General features: G+C 36.3%; 11 protein-coding genes and 3 pseudogenes. 8 read left to right on the top strand and 6 right to left on the bottom strand.

Going from position 1 to position 16,367, the window contains the following annotated elements; all coding sequences use genetic code 11:
- Positions 1 to 8: 8 nt before the first annotated feature.
- From dxs to DMC01_RS03250, 5 genes are all read right to left on the bottom strand, one after another.
- Positions 9 to 1,850, bottom strand: coding sequence for a 1-deoxy-D-xylulose-5-phosphate synthase (dxs, locus tag DMC01_RS03270; RefSeq protein ID WP_142692859.1), 1,842 nt, complete (start codon positions 1,848 to 1,850; stop codon positions 9 to 11).
- Positions 1,850 to 2,665: a flagellar assembly protein FliH gene (fliH, locus tag DMC01_RS03265; RefSeq protein WP_142692858.1), complete on the bottom strand. Its 816-nt coding sequence runs from the start codon at positions 2,663 to 2,665 to the stop codon at positions 1,850 to 1,852. The genes dxs and fliH overlap by 1 nt, the downstream gene beginning before the upstream one ends.
- Position 2,666: 1 nt before the next feature.
- Positions 2,667 to 3,695 carry a flagellar motor switch protein FliG gene (gene fliG / locus DMC01_RS03260; protein WP_142692857.1) on the bottom strand — a complete coding sequence of 343 codons (1,029 nt, stop codon included), beginning with the start codon at positions 3,693 to 3,695 and terminating at the stop codon, positions 2,667 to 2,669.
- Positions 3,695 to 5,380, bottom strand: a complete 1,686-nt coding sequence (gene fliF, locus DMC01_RS03255; RefSeq protein ID WP_142692856.1) for a flagellar basal-body MS-ring/collar protein FliF — start codon at positions 5,378 to 5,380, stop codon at positions 3,695 to 3,697. The genes fliG and fliF overlap by 1 nt, the downstream gene beginning before the upstream one ends.
- Before the next feature lie 834 nt (positions 5,381 to 6,214).
- Positions 6,215 to 7,480: a M20/M25/M40 family metallo-hydrolase gene (locus DMC01_RS03250; protein ID WP_142692855.1), complete on the bottom strand. Its 1,266-nt coding sequence runs from the start codon at positions 7,478 to 7,480 to the stop codon at positions 6,215 to 6,217.
- A 96-nt stretch (positions 7,481 to 7,576) separates the two neighbouring features.
- On the opposite strand from DMC01_RS03250, the gene DMC01_RS03245 reads away from it, so the two are divergent.
- The 7 genes and pseudogenes from DMC01_RS03245 (at position 7,577) to DMC01_RS13175 (ending at position 13,878) form a co-directional block, all read left to right on the top strand.
- Positions 7,577 to 7,822: a hypothetical protein gene (locus DMC01_RS03245; RefSeq protein WP_142692854.1), complete on the top strand. Its 246-nt coding sequence runs from the start codon at positions 7,577 to 7,579 to the stop codon at positions 7,820 to 7,822.
- Positions 7,819 to 8,304, top strand: coding sequence for a CiaD-like domain-containing protein (locus DMC01_RS03240; RefSeq protein WP_142692853.1), 486 nt, complete (start codon positions 7,819 to 7,821; stop codon positions 8,302 to 8,304). Before DMC01_RS03245 ends, DMC01_RS03240 begins: the two co-directional genes overlap by 4 nt.
- The gene (locus tag DMC01_RS03235) at positions 8,273 to 9,394 is read left to right on the top strand and encodes a tRNA nucleotidyltransferase/poly(A) polymerase family protein (protein WP_142692852.1); all 1,122 of its coding nucleotides are present in this window, start codon (positions 8,273 to 8,275) and stop codon (positions 9,392 to 9,394) included. The genes DMC01_RS03240 and DMC01_RS03235 overlap by 32 nt, the downstream gene beginning before the upstream one ends.
- A gap of 129 nt (positions 9,395 to 9,523) precedes the next feature.
- Positions 9,524 to 9,742, top strand: a pseudogene (locus DMC01_RS16415) (IS1595 family transposase); the annotation flags it as partial.
- A 32-nt stretch (positions 9,743 to 9,774) separates the two neighbouring features.
- A pseudogene (locus DMC01_RS16410) lies at positions 9,775 to 9,999 on the top strand (IS1595 family transposase); the annotation flags it as partial.
- A gap of 568 nt (positions 10,000 to 10,567) precedes the next feature.
- Positions 10,568 to 11,346, top strand: a pseudogene (locus DMC01_RS03225) (IS1595 family transposase).
- Between the two features lie 99 nt (positions 11,347 to 11,445).
- Entirely contained in the window at positions 11,446 to 13,878 is a 2,433-nt protein-coding gene (locus tag DMC01_RS13175; protein WP_185908651.1) for an autotransporter outer membrane beta-barrel domain-containing protein, read from the top strand.
- Positions 13,879 to 14,369: 491 nt separating this feature from the next.
- On the opposite strand, the gene DMC01_RS03215 is transcribed toward DMC01_RS13175, so the two are convergent.
- Positions 14,370 to 14,978 (bottom strand): thiamine phosphate synthase, encoded by a 609-nt coding sequence (locus DMC01_RS03215; RefSeq protein ID WP_142692851.1) that lies wholly within the window; start codon positions 14,976 to 14,978, stop codon positions 14,370 to 14,372.
- 272 nt (positions 14,979 to 15,250) lie between these two features.
- Between DMC01_RS03215 and DMC01_RS03210 the strand changes: the two genes are divergently transcribed.
- Positions 15,251 to 16,342, top strand: coding sequence for a hypothetical protein (locus tag DMC01_RS03210; protein WP_142692850.1), 1,092 nt, complete (start codon positions 15,251 to 15,253; stop codon positions 16,340 to 16,342).
- Positions 16,343 to 16,367 lie beyond the last annotated feature (25 nt).

Genomic DNA, 16,367 nt, shown 5'->3' with positions numbered 1-16,367 from the left:
CAAAAAATTCACCTAGCACAAAAATGCTTGATTTTTTCAGCAAGTTCCTTTGTGCCAAGTCCTAATGAAGCTTCTACCTCGCTTGTAGAGCCGTGTTCTATGAATTTATCCTCATACTCAAAGCTTACAAGCCTTATGTGATTTAAGCCCTCTTCTTGCAAGAAAGACGAAAGCAATGAGCCTATGCCGCCGATTTTTGCACCTTGGGAAAATACAAACCAAAACTTTGTTTTGCTGGCTAAATTTTTAAGCAAGTTTTTATCCAAGGGCTTGGCAAAGATGAGATCCACTAAATTTGCATAGTCCTTTAAGCCCTGTGTTTCAAGCTCGTCTAAGACGCATTTTGCAGTGCCAACTCCTTGTCCGTAGCCTAAAAATGCCAGCTCACTTGAATTTTCAATTAAGATTTGAGCTTTGCCAAGCTTAAGCTCACAAGGGCTAAACTCATCATCTAAGATAAAGCTTCCCCTAGGATAGCGAAAGGCTATGCAACCCTTATGAGCGTAGGCAAAGTCCATAACCACACCCATCATAGCTGCATCGCGCGGTGCAAGTAGGGTTAAATTTGGCACAGCAGACAAAAAGCTCACATCAAAGGCTCCTTGGTGTGTCTCTCCATCCTCACCAACTATGCCAGCCCTATCCATAGCAAAGACAACGGACAAATTCATAATGGCACAGTCGTGAATTACTTGATCATAAGCTCTTTGCAAAAAGGTGGAATAAATTGTTATAAAGGGCTTAAAGCCCTCTTTTGCCATAGCTGCCATTGAAGTAACGGCGTGTTGTTCGGCTATGGCTACATCCCAAAAGCGAGTGGGATATTTTTCAATGAGCTTGTCAAGCCCTGTGCCACTTGGCATAGCTGCTGTAACTCCTACTACATTTTCGTATTTTTGGGCTAAATTTAGCAAATTTTGGCTAAAAAGCTCGGTAGCACTGGGCTTTGAGCTAGGCTTTTTAAGAGCCTTTCCTGTGGCTATGTCAAAGGCACTTACTCCGTGCCAACTTGCAAGTTTGCCCTCAGCCGGTGCATAACCCTTGCCCTTGATGGTCTGAGTATGCACCAAGCAAGGTTTTTGCATAGCCTTTGCCTTTTTCAAGGCTGGTATTAGCTCACTTAGATCGTGTCCGTTGATAACCCCTATATATTCAAGTCCCAGCTCCTCAAACAAAATACCCGGCGTTATAAGCTTTAAGCTTTCCTCAAACCGTTTTGCCATATAAGTAGCACTTGGGGGGAGGTATTCTAAAAAATTTTCAACTCGTTTTTTGAATTTTTGATAAAAACTACTTGCCATAGCCCCTGATAAATACTTTGAAATAGCCCCTATGGGCTTAGAAATGCTCATTTCATTGTCATTTAAGATAATAACACAGGGATATTTTCTCTCTCCAAGCTCATTTAGTGCCTCATACACCATGCCAGCACTCATAGCCCCATCTCCTATGAGGGCTACTGGCATTCTTTGCTCCTTTTTCAAGGCTATTGCCTTACAAGCTCCAACAAGCAAAGAAATTGAGGTGCTTGAATGCCCTGCTACAAAATAATCTCCCTCATTTGGCTTGGTATAGCCACTTAAACCCTTAAATTTTCTTAGGCTGTCAAAAATTTCAGCCCTTCCTGTGAGTAATTTATGAGTGTAGGCTTGATGTGAGACATCAAAGATAAAGGGATCCTTTTCGCACTCAAAGACGGAGTGCATAGCTATTGTAAGCTCAACAGCTCCTAAATTTGAGCTTAAATGTCCTCCATTTTTGCTAACAACTGTAATGATCTGATTGCGAAGATCCTTTGCAAGACTTTCAAGTTCTTGCAAAGAAAGTTTTTTTAAGTCTTTGCAGTTCATTAATTTGCCATTTTTTTAATCTTATCAAGCCTATTGTTAAGATCTGATTCTATATTTCCCTTATCGCTTAAAATCACTACGCTACCCTTGCTAATGGCATCATCAAGGCTTATTTTTAACCTTGAATTCTCAGCCAAATTGCTCTTAACAAAGTCATAATCGCTTGGGCTAATTTTAAGCTCTATATTAGCTGCACCCTCAAGCTCTGTGATGAGCTTTTTGGCTAAATTCAGAGCTATTTTAGCCGAGTTTTCACTTAGCTCTTGATCTATTACATCCTGGGCTATTTCAATGGCTGCACTTGCTAATTCCTTTTCATTTTTAGCTATGAAAAGCTCTAAATTTGCACAAACCTCATCAAGCTTGGCTATGGACTTGCTGAATTTCTCTCTTAATTCATTTAATTCTAGCTCGTTTTGAGTCCTTGCTCTTTCATAGCCTAGCTGCTCGGCTTCCTTTTTGGCAAGTTCTAAATTTGCACTGAATTCTTTTTGCTGACTTTCTAGCTTCATTTCAAGCTGGGTCTCAGCCCTTGCTGCCTTGTCTATGATGTCTTCTTTTTCTTTCATTAGATCTAAGATCTTTTGTGCGTTTTTGGCTTCTTGTTCGATTAGAATTTGTCTGTCAGCTTCTGTGTTTTGTGGATTTTCAGTGCTTACAGGATCTTGAGTTTGGGTTGAAGCTTGGGACTCATCTTTTTTTGGCTCTTGCTTTTGAGGGCTTGTGAATTCACTCATCACCTTAAAATGATAGCCATCTATAACATGCTCTTTGGTATCGCTTGGTGAGATTACATTTGTGCTTGTATTTTTCATTTTATTCTATCATTTCATCAGCTTCGCCCATTTGCACTAGGCCTTGTTCTGAAAGTTTTTGAACTATCTCAACAACCTTTCTTTGAGCCTCTTCGACATCTTTTACACGAACTGCACCCAAAAAGCCCATTTCCTCCAAAAACTGCTCACTAGCACGACTTGACATATTTGAGAGGAATTTTTGTTTAAGTCCATCGCTTGCACCCTTTAAACCTACCATTAAATCCCTCTTATCTGCAACTTTGAGAATCTCTCTAATTGCCTGAGTGCCTAGCTTAGCTATATCATCAAAAGTAAACATCAAGTCTTTAATGGTTTCAGCAAGCTTTTCATCGCTTTGTTCTATGTAAGTGATGGTTGACTTAGAAGCCTTTTGTCCTAAGCGGTTAAGCACCTCTGCCACAGCCCTTGGACCTCCAACTTCAACCTTGTAAGAAGCAAGGCTTTCAAGCTTGCTTTCAAGCACAGCAGATACTCTTTTGATTATAGATGGGGATATATCGCCTAAATTTGCCATTCTTATTACTACCTCCGCTCTTAATTCATCGCTAAAATACTCCAAGGTCTCAGCCGCGTGAATGGAGTCCATATGGGCTAAGATCAAGGCTATGGTTTGAGGGTGTTCTTTTGTGATAAAGTCTGCAAGTTGTTGAGGCTTGATCTGGGCTAGATATGCGAAGTTTTGATTGGTCTCCATACTCTTGGTGAGTTTTTCTAAGATCTTGTTGGCAATCTCTGGTCCAAAGGTCTTAAAGAGTATTTCCTTGGCATACTCAAGCCCACCTGTTTTTATAAATTGATTTGATTGAAGCAGGGTGTAAAATTCCTCTAAGACAGCTGTGGCTACGGATTTATCCACCTGCTTAGCCATAGCTATGTAGCGAGATACCTCAGTGATGACATTAATCTCCATATTTGAGAAGAGCCCTGTGGTAACATCCTCTCCAAGCTGTATTAAAAAAATGGCGATCTTTTCTGGCATAGAAAGATCATCATAAACCATCTTTTGTTCTTCGCTAAGCTTAATCATTAGGCCTCCTTATTCGCCTCATAATCAGCATCATGCTCAACCAAGGTTTGAAGCAAGGCTGCAACCTCGGTCGTCCTTTCAGATACCAAGGCTCTTAGCTTTTCTATTAAAATATCATATTGAAGTGCGTCCTCATCTATGCTATCTCCTATGCCAAGCTGATCCTCCACCCTCTTTCTTGCAGCATTGAATTTCTCCAAGGTATCCTCGACATCTTCGATGGCTTCGGCTTCTTTTTGCAATTCCTCTTCGGATTCAGCAAGATCTGCAAGCATTTTTTGCATAAAGGGCTGAATAACCTTTTTGTAAAAGATGAAAAGCAAGATAGCAGCTATTATATACTTAGCCGGTGGGATGAAAGGATTAACAAATCTTTCATAAAAGGTCTTAACCTTACTTTCAACCAAGGCATCCTTCCTTTGAAATTCTAAGTTACTAACAGTTACCACATCCCCTCTTGCTGCATTGAAATTAATGGTTCTTTGTACCAAATTTTCAACGCTTTGAAGCTGTTCTACCGTTAAAGGAATGTATTCTACCTGAGGGTTGCCGTCTGCATCAAGGCTTTCTTGGTATTTGCCATCTATCATAACAGCAGCAGCCGTTCTTATGATGGTAGCAAAGGACTTTTGGGTATTTGTTATGGTTTTTGAAATTTCATTGTTGGTTGTTACTTGATTCTTTTTTGAATACTCAAGTGCATTTGGACCGTCAAGCCCTTCAACAGGACCTATATTTGACACAGCACCTGGAACACCTTGTATGCTTTGTTCTCTTCTGCCCTGACTTTCTTCGTTCAAGGTTTGCTCGCTTCTTATGACTGTGTTTGGATCATAAATTTCACTTTGAGATTGCATCTTTGAGAAGTCAAATTCAATATTAACGCTAGCTACTACCTTATCAACCCCACCTGCAAAGGGAGCTAGGGTGTTTATGATCTTTTGTTCTAGCTCTGTTTCATGATCTCTTTTGTACTTAACCTGAGCAGCTATTAGATCGCTTTCAAAAAGCTCCTCATCATCAAGTCTAATGCCGTTTTGATCTGTGATTCTGACATTATCAAGGCTAAGCTTTGGAACAGCGGCTGAGACTATGTTTTTAATCCCATCAATTTGCTTTCTAGTAAGCCTTAGCCCCTCTCTTATGGTAAGTACAACAGCAGCAGTTGGAGGAACCTGTCTTTCTGTAAAAACTGTTTCATCTGGTATGGCTATGTTTATAATAGCCCTTTGTATAGGCTCTAAGGCTTCTATGGCACGAGAAAGCTCACCTTGCAAGGCTCTTAACTGTCTAATCTTCTCATCTGCCTTTGTGGCTCCAAATTGCTGAATGTCAAAGATCTCATAACCAACCCTAGAATCCTTAATCAAGCCCTCGCTTGCTATCATCATCCTTTGACGATAAACCTGATCCTGTGGAACTAAGATCGTCCTTTCGTTTCTAAGCTGGTAAGGCACTCCATTTTGTTCTAGCTTTGCAACGATAGCAGCAGCATTTGTAGCACCAGCATCCTCTACAAGCACACCATAACCAGCAGTTGTGGAGCTACCACCCCTAAAAAGAGCCAAAAACACCAAAAAAGCTATCACAGCCACTATGGAAACCCCTATGACTATTCTTTGCTTTTTTGTTAGTTTTTGATAAAGTAGCCCAATTTGATGAAGCATACTTTTAAATTCTTCCATAAACCCTCAATCCAAGCTAGTTTCTAAACTGCCAAAGCAAGATAGGCTCGTTTTAGTAACTAAACTTTGTGAATTTTGACGGTATTATACCTTTTTTAAGCAAGTTTTCAGCATATTTTTGCAAAAAATACAAAAAATTTCACCATTTTACAAAGTTTTTGAAGCAAAATTTATGGACTTTTTTCTAAGACAGTGCCAAATTTTTCGCTTAAGCTTGTCGTTTTATCAAAAAAGATCATAAAAACTTGCAAGACAAGAAGCTACTATTTGCCGCAAAAAACTTCATTTACCAAATTTGTGCTTTATTGTAAAAAACCTAACTTTGTCAAAGACGCTACGGTTTATCATAAAAAAAATTCGTTGTGAGTTTTTTGTGAGATTTTTCAAGAAAGTAACACAAGTTAGTTGAGAAGCAAAAAGCACAAAGACCTATAAAACACCCTATAATTTTGATCGTTTTTATAAAGAAACTTCGTTTTCTAAAAAGCTATGTTTTAAGATGCTTTGCTTAAAGCTTTGTATGAAAATTAATCATACAGTTAGCACGCACCAAGATAAGAGAAATTTTTCATCTGTTTTTACAAAAGGGGCTTTTTTCATTATTTTAAGCCGAATTTTCGTAATTATTACCTTTGTTTTCAAACAATGATCTAAAATGAGGACATTATCTAAATTTATTAAAAAGCTAATAGCTTTGATAAATTTTAAATTCAAACAGCTACTGTAAACAGTTACTGTAAATTTTTCTTTTTTCGTTGATTAAAGTTTTTAGCTAGTATGCCTTGCTAAATTTAGCTTGAATTTATCAAAAACAAAAAGTTAATTTTAGTAAATTCAAGCCTCTTGCAAGATTAAACGAACCACCTCACCTATCTTAGCCACAGAAGCAAGCTCACATCTTTCATCTGTGGAGTGTGGATTGAAGATATTTGGTCCTATTGAGGCACAAAGAAGCTCTTGCTTTTTTTCTATGATTCCACATTCAAGCCCAGCATGCACAGCTAAAATTCTAGCATCCTCAAATTTACTCTTTAAGGCATTTAAAACCTTTTGACTAAACTCATTTTCCTCGCCTTCCCAAGGTGCGTAAAAATTTGAAGAGCTAAGATCAAAATTAAAGCTTTCAAACAAGGTTCTAGTTTCAAATTCAAGCCTTTGAAGTGCGTCAAGTGTATTTGCCCTTGCATAAAGATCTAAGCTTATATCCTTTTCATCCCAGCTAAGTAAGGAAAGATTAATGCTTGCTTTAACTATGCCAAGCTTTTGATCATAGCCTCTGACGCCCTGAGAAAAAGCATTGATAGCAGCTAAAATTTCCTTGCTTTCCTTGCAAAAGAAAGCCCTTTTTTCTCCTATGAATTTACAAGCTATGTTCTCAGTCTTGTTTGGTTCTTTTTTGAAAAAAACCAAGGCATTTGCGTACTTTGCTATGGAATTTAGCCTCTCTCCTCCTTTAAATTCTATCACTACTCCCTCGTTTTTTGTTATAAAGTTTGCCATTTCTTTGATGGCATTTGGGGTATCTTTTATTATATCTATGCCAGAGTGTCCTCCCTTAAAATTCAAGGCTTCAAGCTCATAAACCCTGCCAAAACCCTCCTCATAATGAGGCTTTTTTACAGCCCTTATATCAACCCCTCCAGCACAGCCTATGACCACCTCATTTTCAAGCTCATGATCTAAATTTAAAAGCTGCTTTGAAAGCAAGGTATGCTCCAAGGCATTTGCCCCAAGCAAACCAACCTCCTCGTCATTTGTAAAAAGGCATTCTAAATTCTCAAATTCCTTCATCATCTGCATCATTATGGCAACTCCTATGCCATTGTCTGCTCCAAGAGATGAGTTATTAGCCCTTAAAAAGCCATCCTCTTCAAAAAGCTCTATCTTAGGAGCCTCGCCCATACAAACCATATCATAATGACTTTGTAAGCAAACAGTTGGCTTTCCCTTGACGCAGTGTATGTTGCCTATCTTGTCTATGCTTGTTTTAAAGCCTTGTTCCTTGCTAAATTTGCTTAAAAAATCTCTCATCAAGGCTGTATCAAAGCTACAATGTGGAATTTGACTAAGTGTTTTAAAATTTTCTACTAACTCATTCATCTTTCTTTCCTTTGAAAAATGCTAGATTATCGCATAAAAATGTAAATTTTAAATTTTTTTTGCTACAATTATGCAATCTTTTTAAGTTAGGAAAGTATGAAAAATACCATAACAGAAGCCTCCATTTACGAAGCACAAGGGCTTAAAAGCGAAGCCTTAGAAATTTATAAAAAAATCTTAAAAGCTGATCCAAAGAATCAAAACGCTCTTAGTGCCATTAGAAGACTTAGCGGACTTAGATCAAGACCTTTGGATCTAAATGTTGAGATGTTTGATTTTTTCGTTAATATGAGTAGCGAAGAGGAGCTTAATGAATTTAAAAGGTGGTTGATAAAGATATGAGTTTAGATGAGTTAGCAAAGAAGGCAATTTATGAGATCAATAGCCAAATTTCTAAGCAAGAAAAACAAGAAACATCCGAAGAAGAGTCCGAAGAAGTGCTTGTAAAAGAAGAAAATAAAGAAATCTCAATAGAAGAAAAAGAAGAGCTTAAGATTGAAGAGCTAGCTGAAAAAGAGCCTCAAGAGGTGCTAGAAGAAAGCAGATCAATAAAGCCTCAAATCGAAGAGCTACCATCCAAGATCCCAGAAGATGCTGAGATCATAGACTTTACCCAGCCTTACAAAAACAAGCAAGATGAAGAAGCAAACTACATTTTAAGCACAAATGAAGAGCTTTTTTTAAACAAGCTCAAAGAAAGGATACTGGTTCTTTTTGAGGGGCTAAAAAGCACCAAACACGAGGATTTAGAAATCAGACTTGATCTCACCATAAATTTCTTAGAGTTTTTGCTTGCAAGTATCGAAGATAAGCTTAAAAAATAATCCTAGCATTGAATTTATAGCTAAATTTTTAGCTCCGCACACAAAGAGGGCTTATTTAGTAGGAGGTTGTGTTAGGGATCTACTTTTAGGGCTTGAAATTACAGACTTTGACATAGAAGTGTATGATATAAATCCTCACAAATTTGACAGTTTAATGCAAGAGTTTAACGCCAATGGCTTTGGCAAGAGCTTTTTTGTGTATAAGTTTAAAAACTACGATCTATCCCTTGCTCGCAGTGAAAACAAGATAGCAAAGGGACACAAGGGCTTTGAAGTTAGTATTTGCAATGATGAAAAGCTAGCTGCAAAAAGGCGAGATTTTAGCATAAATTCAATGATGATAAATATCTTTAACGATGAGTTTTTAGATCTTTATGGGGGCTTAGAAGATTTAAAAGCTAGGACTTTAAGACATGTTGATGATCTTAGTTTTATAGAAGATCCTTTAAGGGTTCTTAGAGCTCTTCATTTTGTGGCTCGTTTTGATCTAAAAATAGCTCAAAACAGCTTAAATCTTATGAAAACTATGGACATAAACGAGCTTAGTAAGGATAGGATCAATGCTGAGCTTTATAAATTTTTTAAGGCTAGAAATTTAAGGCTTGGCTTTGAATTTTTACAAACCCTAAATTTGGAAAAAACTATCTTTTTTACAGACACAAAAGCACACGAAAAAATTCAAAGCTTCAAAACAGTCTTAGAAAATTCACGAAAATTCATCAAAAATGAGGGGCTTTTTTTGTATCTTTACTTGAATTTCTTTGAGCTTGACAAGGATGCATTTTTCAAAAAAACAAGGCTTAAAAAATCCCTTTTAAGCTCAGCAAAACAGCCCTTTTTTGAAGATAAGATTAATGATTTAGATCTAGCAAAAATAGCCCTTAAAATGCCCTTATCTCAGTGGCTAGGGCTTTGGGATGAAAAAAGAATCAATAGGGCTAAAAAGCTTGGCATTTATAAGAAGGCTTTAAGGGCTAAGATTGATACAAGCTTAGTTGAAGGGCAAGGACTTCAAGGAAGAGCACTTGGGGAGAAGATTGAAGAGCTAAGAATTCAGTGGCTTAAAGCCTATCTAAGAAAACAAAATTAAATTTTCAAAATAAATTTTAAAAACTAAATTTTAAAAGAAGTCGTGGGTGAAAACTGTGTTAAATGCTAATTGGAAAGGCTCAAGATACTTTAATTTAATACAATATCATTTTCAAGTATGGAGAATTAGATGAAAAACAAATATATAATACATTCTCGAATTTCGCAGATATAATTTAAGGAATTTTGAAGTATTTCGTCCTTGATTTAGAGGCGAAAAAAATCGCTGAACTTTGTCAAATTTCACAATAAAGTTTGTGTAAAATTTTCAAAGAAATTCGCATTTTAACCCTTAAAGAATGTAAAAAACTCTAAAATTCAAGGTGAAATAAAAATAGATGAGAGTTATTTTTTACTTCGTTACACTCGTAACTGCTAGCATAAGGGGCAAAGGCACATTATAGGGTAAAACATAACAAAAACGAGTTTGCAAATGGGCGAAATCATATCAACGAAATTGTGAATTTCTAGGGCTTTGCAAAGTTTAGCTTAGCTAAATTTAAAGGCTAAAAAAGAAAATTTTGTCCTTCACTTAAAAGAAACAGAATTCAGACGAAAAATTTAGGACAAAATTCTCATCAAAATTTGCTGAAATTGATAAGATAAAATCCTATTAAAATATCTTAAGCCATTTGAAACTTTTAAAGCTTTTAAAGCCTTTAAAAACTTGCTATTTTAATTTAGCCTTTTAAATTCACAAGATCTCGCTTAATTTTACTAAATTCACAAAATGCCACTTAATTTTTACTAAATTCACAACCTGAGCATGTTTTAAAATTTGCCTTGTTGAATTTATTTAAACTTACTTAAATTCACAGTAAAAATGTGTTTTAGGCTTTGTGAATTTTTAATATAAGCTTGTTTAAATGAGTCCTTTTAAAAAATCTCTTAACTAGCTACAAGGATGAGGCAAAAAATCTATTTTTCAAAAGATAGCAAAGTGGCTTAGTGTTCTAAAAAAGACGCGGTTTAACTCAGCTAGCCCACTCTAAGTGAGATAGAGCTTTTCAAGTATAGACAAAAGGCAATACCCCCTATCCCTTGAATTTTAATGCTACAAAACCCATCAAATTAAACTAAATTCATCTTTATTAAAATTAAAATGCTTAAAAAAGCTTTCTTGGTTTAAATTTGCTTCAAAATACTTTAATTTGATACAAGATCATTTTAAAGTATGGATGGTAAAATGAAAAACAAGTATATGATTCATTCACAAATTGTCTCAAAAGAAATTTAAAAAATTACGAAGTATGTTTTTGCTTCGCCATGCGGCTTGCAACTTTGCAAGAAACCTTGATTTAGAGGCGAAAAAAATCGCCGAAATTTGCAAAATGTCTCGTGTTTTAATTAATAGAATTTTACTAGAAATTCGCATTTTGATAGCCAAAGAGTGTGAAAAAATATCTAAAATGAGTGGTGAAATTGAAGAGGGTGAGAGTGATTTTTTACAAGGCTAGGCTCGTAACTGCGTAGTAGAAGGTGCAAGGCGTGTTCGTGAAAAAAAAGGGGGGCGTGTGGCTGGTCGCAAAACTCCTGTATTCGGTATGTTAAAACGCTAGACTAGCGTTTATACGCTCAAACATTGCTTTGCCAAAGAACTATTGCCTATAATAAGGGACTTGGCGGAGCTTAAAGAAAGTGAAATTTATAGGAGGGCCTCAAAGCTTATGAAGGTTTTGTGGATTTTTTACTTAGTTTCACTCGTCCCTTTGCGGAGCAAAAGCGCAAGATCTTGTAAAACACTCTAAAAACGAGTTTGCAAACGGACGAAACCACATGAGTGAAATTATGAATTTCTAGGGCTTTACGAAATTTAGACTTGTTAAATTTAGATGTATAAAAAGATAAAATTTTATCCTTCACTTAAAGGAAATTAAGATTAAAATTTTAGGACAAAATTCTCATCAAAATTTAATGAAATTGATAAGAGAAAATTTTGTTAAAGCATCTTGAGTCTTAAATTTTTATTAAAATTTAATTTTTTTGTTTTTTTTTTTTTTTTTTTTTTGAAAAAATGCTAAAATTTGACAAAAATTATCTAAGGGCTAGTTTATGACTGTGAATTTCAAAGGATCCTTAAAAAGACAAAGGGCATTAAAAAAGCAATCTAAAAAAGATTTAAAAAATGCCAAATTCTTTGCCTTGCTTGTAGTAGTACTGTGTGTAAATGAAGGCTTTGGGGCTGATTATGCAAATTCCTTGCCCTCCTCTTTGACACTAGCAAGTAATGCAAACGAAAACAGCAAGGCGATAGCCAATTGCACCAGCGTTTATGAGTGCATTTTTGGAAACGATAGAGGCTTTTTTAGCTATTCTACAAGCGGAAGCGGCAGCTCTACTCTCACCCTCACAGCCACCTTGCCACAAAATCCTAGAAGTCGCAACACCAACATACCCTTTTACTACTCCACACTCAACATAAATCCTAGATCAAATCTGATCTTAAATGGCTTTGAAAGTCTAAGCATAGAAAATGCCATAAATATAAACAACGCCTCTCTTAAATACTCTCACACCACCAACACCTCTGGCTTTGGCACTCGTGCAAGTGGGACAGTAAATCTTAACAACAATGCTAGATTTGAGATTAAGGCTGCTAAATTTACAAACTACGGAAACATCACCCTTAATGCCAACTCTACCCTAGTCCTTGAAACCGAGGGCAATACAAACACCAACAATTACGGCAAAATAACAAATAACAACTCAAAAATAGAAATAAAAAAGGATCTTTGGAATCTAGGGCAAAAAAATGTCCTAGCCACTGCTTCTCCTTCAAGCATAGCCACCATCACAAACAATGGCGGAAGCATTATCATTGAAGGCAATTTATACAACGGAGGACAGAATTTCTCAAACAATGTTAGAATTTGTCAAATAGGCTTTTGCGGAGGCGGAGAGCTAATCATCAATGGAGGTTCTATACAAGTAAAAGGCAAGCTAATTAGCACACAAATGGACGGACAAAGATCAAGCATAGCAATTTATGGAGGCACACTTGAAGTAAATCAAGGACTAGAAAACAAGCAAGGATCAACTCTTAGCTTTGGGGTGTTAAATGGGGTTATGGGGAAATTGCAAGGAAATCTAACAAATAGTGGGGCCGTTGTTGTAAATATGAACGGTGCTTCACTAAATCAAGGCTATCAAATCATCAACGGCTCTATTACAGGGCTTGATAGTTCTAATCTAACAGTGCAATATCCAAATTTAAACCTACTTTATGTGAATTTTGATAAAAACAGCGGCACAGTAAGCATAAACACAAGCCCCACAGCTCCTACAAATCCGCCAACGACAACACCTACTACCCCTCCTGGCCAAACCCCGCCCACCACTCCTCCAACTACAAATCCCACCACCCCTCCAAGCTCAAATGTAGCTACGCCCTCTAAATTTGATCAATATAAAGAAAGCCTAAATTCAAACGAAAAGCGTATAGTATCTGCACTTGCATCAAGATTTGGAGGAGAGGATAAGCTTTTGGCTAGTAATTTAAATTTGCAAACTGTAATGAGTGAGCTTGATGAGAGCATACAGCAAAATTACATAGCCTCTCCTCAAAATATGATAAATGCCATAAAAGGCGATGCCTTGCTTGCTCCTTTAAATAAAAATATGATCTCAAAACCTATGGCTGCACTTGATCTCATAAGAATTGACACAGGTAAGAGCATAAATCCCTTTGAGCCTACTTATAATTATGATTTTTTTGCAAATTATTTTTCAGGGCTTTTAAGGGCTAAGAATCTCAAAGGCTCTATAAATGGCTTTAATGTGGGCTTTACTAGCTTTGGCGATGAGCTACTTTCTCAAATAAATCTTTCTTATGCTTATGGATCAAGCAAACAGGATCTCACAACTCAAAGCACAAACACAAAGGGTAGATTGTTTTCAGCTGGAGGGCTTTTAAGGCATAGTTATGGGATCTTAGAAAGCGATTTTAATGTGAATTTCTTGCTGGGTGATTTTGAGGTGGATAATAAATGGCTTGAAGAAAGCTCGCTTGATTCAAGCTCTAGCTTTAATAATTATCAAGCAAATTTAGGGCTTGTTTTTGGAACTAGATTTGGAGAAAAAGCAAGCTTTAAGCCCTTTTTGGGAGTGCAAAATTATTTTGAAAGTCAAGAAGGCTTTAAGCAAGATGGGGGCTTGGGGCTAGAATCAAAGGCTTATAATGCTTATGTGTTAGATGCCTTAGTTGGCTTTGAGGCTAGGTATAATTTTTACGACAGTGCCTTTGCCTTTGCAAAATTTAGCTATGAAAATAAGCTTTATAATAGCCACAAGCAGGTCTTTATGCGCGTTGAAAATGAGGAATTAAGCTATGAAAATGAAACGCATAAGAATGCTGTGAGTGTGAATTTAGGAATGGAGCTTTTTGCCCTTGGTGCTTTGAGATTAAACGGTGAGCTTTTGTATAAGCATTATAATACAGGGCTTGATTATTATGGGGGAAATCTTTTGCTTAAATATAAATTTTAGAATGCTTTAAGATATAGTTTATAAATTTAAGCCCTTGCTTGAATTTAAAGTCTTAGCATTTTATAAATTTAAGGTTGCTACAAGCTTTTTTTATAAAATTCAAGCCTATCTTTTTAAATTCAAAAAAGATCTTTAAAGTTTTAAACCTATCTTTCAAAACAGCGTTGATTTTGCCACAGCACCTTGTCATTTTGAGTTATCAAAAAAAGCAAATCAGTTGATTGCGATGCCTAAAATGACAACACAAAACAGTTTTTTCTAAAAAGCCTTGCTTTAATATCTTTTATCTTCCTTATAATGAGAAGAATTTGTTTTAAATGCTTACACACTCAATATCACAAAACTTGTCATTTGAGTCGTAGCAAAAAAATCTTTTAAAAAATATGCAAGTTTTCTTAAAATGAGAATTTAATAGCTCTGTGTAAAGGTAGTTAAATACTTTTTACAAAAAGCTTTCACAAAAACAGCACTGTCAACAAGTCATTAAGCTCTCACTGCCTTAAATTCTTAGCACACAAGGAGATATATTCTTTTAATTTTAAGTTTTCTATCAAGGCACTTTTCATACAAATGCCAGCAAGCCTTGTGCCTTTAAGCAAGGCTATGTTTTCAGCCCTTATGCCTCCAACTGCATAGATAGGAATCTGACTTTTTTCACAAATTAAGCCAAGCTCATCTACCCCTCTTGGCCTTACAAAAGGCTTTGAGAGGGTTTCAAAGACATGCCCAAAAATGGCATAATTACACCCAAAGCCCTCAGCCTCTTCAAGCTCAGCCAAGGAATGAATGGAACTTCCAATGATATGAAAATACTTAGCTACACGAGGCTCAGTTCTTAAAATATCCAAGGGGCAGTGAAAATAGCGATGATTTAGCTTCAAAGCCACCCTATCAAAGCTATGCAAAAAGCAAAGCAACTTATGCTTTTTGCAAATTCTTAGCACCTCCTTTGCTAGATCATAATACTCATCCTCTCTTAGATCCTTTTCTCTTAATATAAAAAGATCTATCTTTGATCGAGCAAGCCTTGCTACAAAGCTTAAAAAATCCCCCTTCACAGCCTTTCTATCGCTAAGGGCTATGATCTTTTTATCCCACATTTTATCTACCTTGATCTTGTTTAAGCATTTTAAAAATGCTGAAATTTAAAAAACTTAAAATTAACTAAGCTCTTAAATAGTTTTGAAAACTTTTTTAAATTCACAAGCTAAAATTATAGCCAAATTTATAAGCATTTTTTTAAACAGTAAAACAAACAAATGCTTGTCAAACTGCGGCTTCATCTTGCTTTTAAAGAATTTGTGGAATGTTTTTTGCTTATAATGACTCAAGGCAAAAGATTGAGGGAAAATTTCTTTTGAAAGGATTCCCTATGAGTAAGATATGCTCAAATACAAGCAATAACGCGTTGCAAAATTTGCTAAGTTTTAGCAAAAAATTCACCCACAGCGGTGCGAGTTTTAGCGAACTCGTTGATACAGCAAGCATTCAAACGCAAAACACGGCTCAAGATGCTAACTTTTTGGTGAATTTCTACGCCTATGCCACTGCTAATGTCGGTAGCTGGGCTTATTCTCCTCTTGTCTTTGATACGGTTACTACCACTACTATAACAAGCACCGCAAGCTTACTTAATGATGAGAGTGTAAGCTCAATGCCTAAAAAAGCCTTTGTAGCTGATTTAGGCGTTCTAAGCAAAGAACAACTTGAGGCTATAAGTAAGGATTTAAGCCTAGCTGATGAAAGTGAGCAAGCAAAATTAGCCGAAGCTAAGCTTAAAACTATCTTTTTTAGAGATGCCAAAAGTTTTGAGTTTCAAAAAAGCACCTTAGGCGAGGAAACTATAAAGGCTTTACAAGAAGAATTTGGAGAAGATAGCTTTTTGCAAAGAGAAGATGGTAGCATTTTACTCAGCGCTAAGGCTGAAAAATTTGTAAGTGGTTGGCAAAAAGCCTTAAGCGAAGCAAGTAAAGAAAAAGAGCAACTTGATGAGCTGATAAACAAGGACAAAAACTTTGACGGTGCCTTAGACAGCAGCGAGCTTGACAGTTTTTACAGTTTCACAAGCACACAAACAACCACTATCACAACACTAGCTTGGGCGATTTGGTTTGTCCCTCTAAATCTTGTGGATAGCTCACTAGTCGCTACATTTAAATCCTTGCATTCAGGTTTTGCCTTTGATAATTTAAGCCTAAGCACTCAAAACTTGCTTGAGCGAAGCTTTCCTGAGCTCTTTGGCAAAAATTTACAAGATGGAAGCGAGCAAGGTGCTACACAAGAATTCAACAAGGCTAAATTTAACGAGTATTATCAAAAATTAAGCGAAGCCTTTAAGACTTTTAGCGCTTCATTTATGAACTTATCAAAAAGCGAAGAGGCTAAGCTTAATTTTGAAACACTCAGCGATATAGTGCTTGAAATGGGGAAAAATATTTCTAAAAGCGATAGCAAGAAGGTTTAAAGCTAAAAAGCCATTTTGAAATGGC

This window comes from Campylobacter troglodytis (assembly GCF_006864425.1).
Lineage (GTDB): Bacteria > Campylobacterota > Campylobacteria > Campylobacterales > Campylobacteraceae > Campylobacter_D > Campylobacter_D troglodytis.
This window is presented reverse-complemented; position numbering and strand designations above follow the sequence as displayed.

Coding starts and splice junctions, on each gene's coding strand:
- dxs (WP_142692859.1), bottom strand. CDS start 1,850: ATGAACTGCAAAGACTTAAAAAAACTTTCTTTGCAAGAACTTGAAAGT.
- fliH (WP_142692858.1), bottom strand. CDS start 2,665: ATGAAAAATACAAGCACAAATGTAATCTCACCAAGCGATACCAAAGAG.
- fliG (WP_142692857.1), bottom strand. CDS start 3,695: ATGATTAAGCTTAGCGAAGAACAAAAGATGGTTTATGATGATCTTTCT.
- fliF (WP_142692856.1), bottom strand. CDS start 5,380: ATGGAAGAATTTAAAAGTATGCTTCATCAAATTGGGCTACTTTATCAA.
- DMC01_RS03250 (WP_142692855.1), bottom strand. CDS start 7,480: ATGAATGAGTTAGTAGAAAATTTTAAAACACTTAGTCAAATTCCACAT.
- DMC01_RS03245 (WP_142692854.1), top strand. CDS start 7,577: ATGAAAAATACCATAACAGAAGCCTCCATTTACGAAGCACAAGGGCTT.
- DMC01_RS03240 (WP_142692853.1), top strand. CDS start 7,819: ATGAGTTTAGATGAGTTAGCAAAGAAGGCAATTTATGAGATCAATAGC.
- DMC01_RS13175 (WP_185908651.1), top strand. CDS start 11,446: ATGACTGTGAATTTCAAAGGATCCTTAAAAAGACAAAGGGCATTAAAA.
- DMC01_RS03215 (WP_142692851.1), bottom strand. CDS start 14,978: ATGTGGGATAAAAAGATCATAGCCCTTAGCGATAGAAAGGCTGTGAAG.
- DMC01_RS03210 (WP_142692850.1), top strand. CDS start 15,251: ATGAGTAAGATATGCTCAAATACAAGCAATAACGCGTTGCAAAATTTG.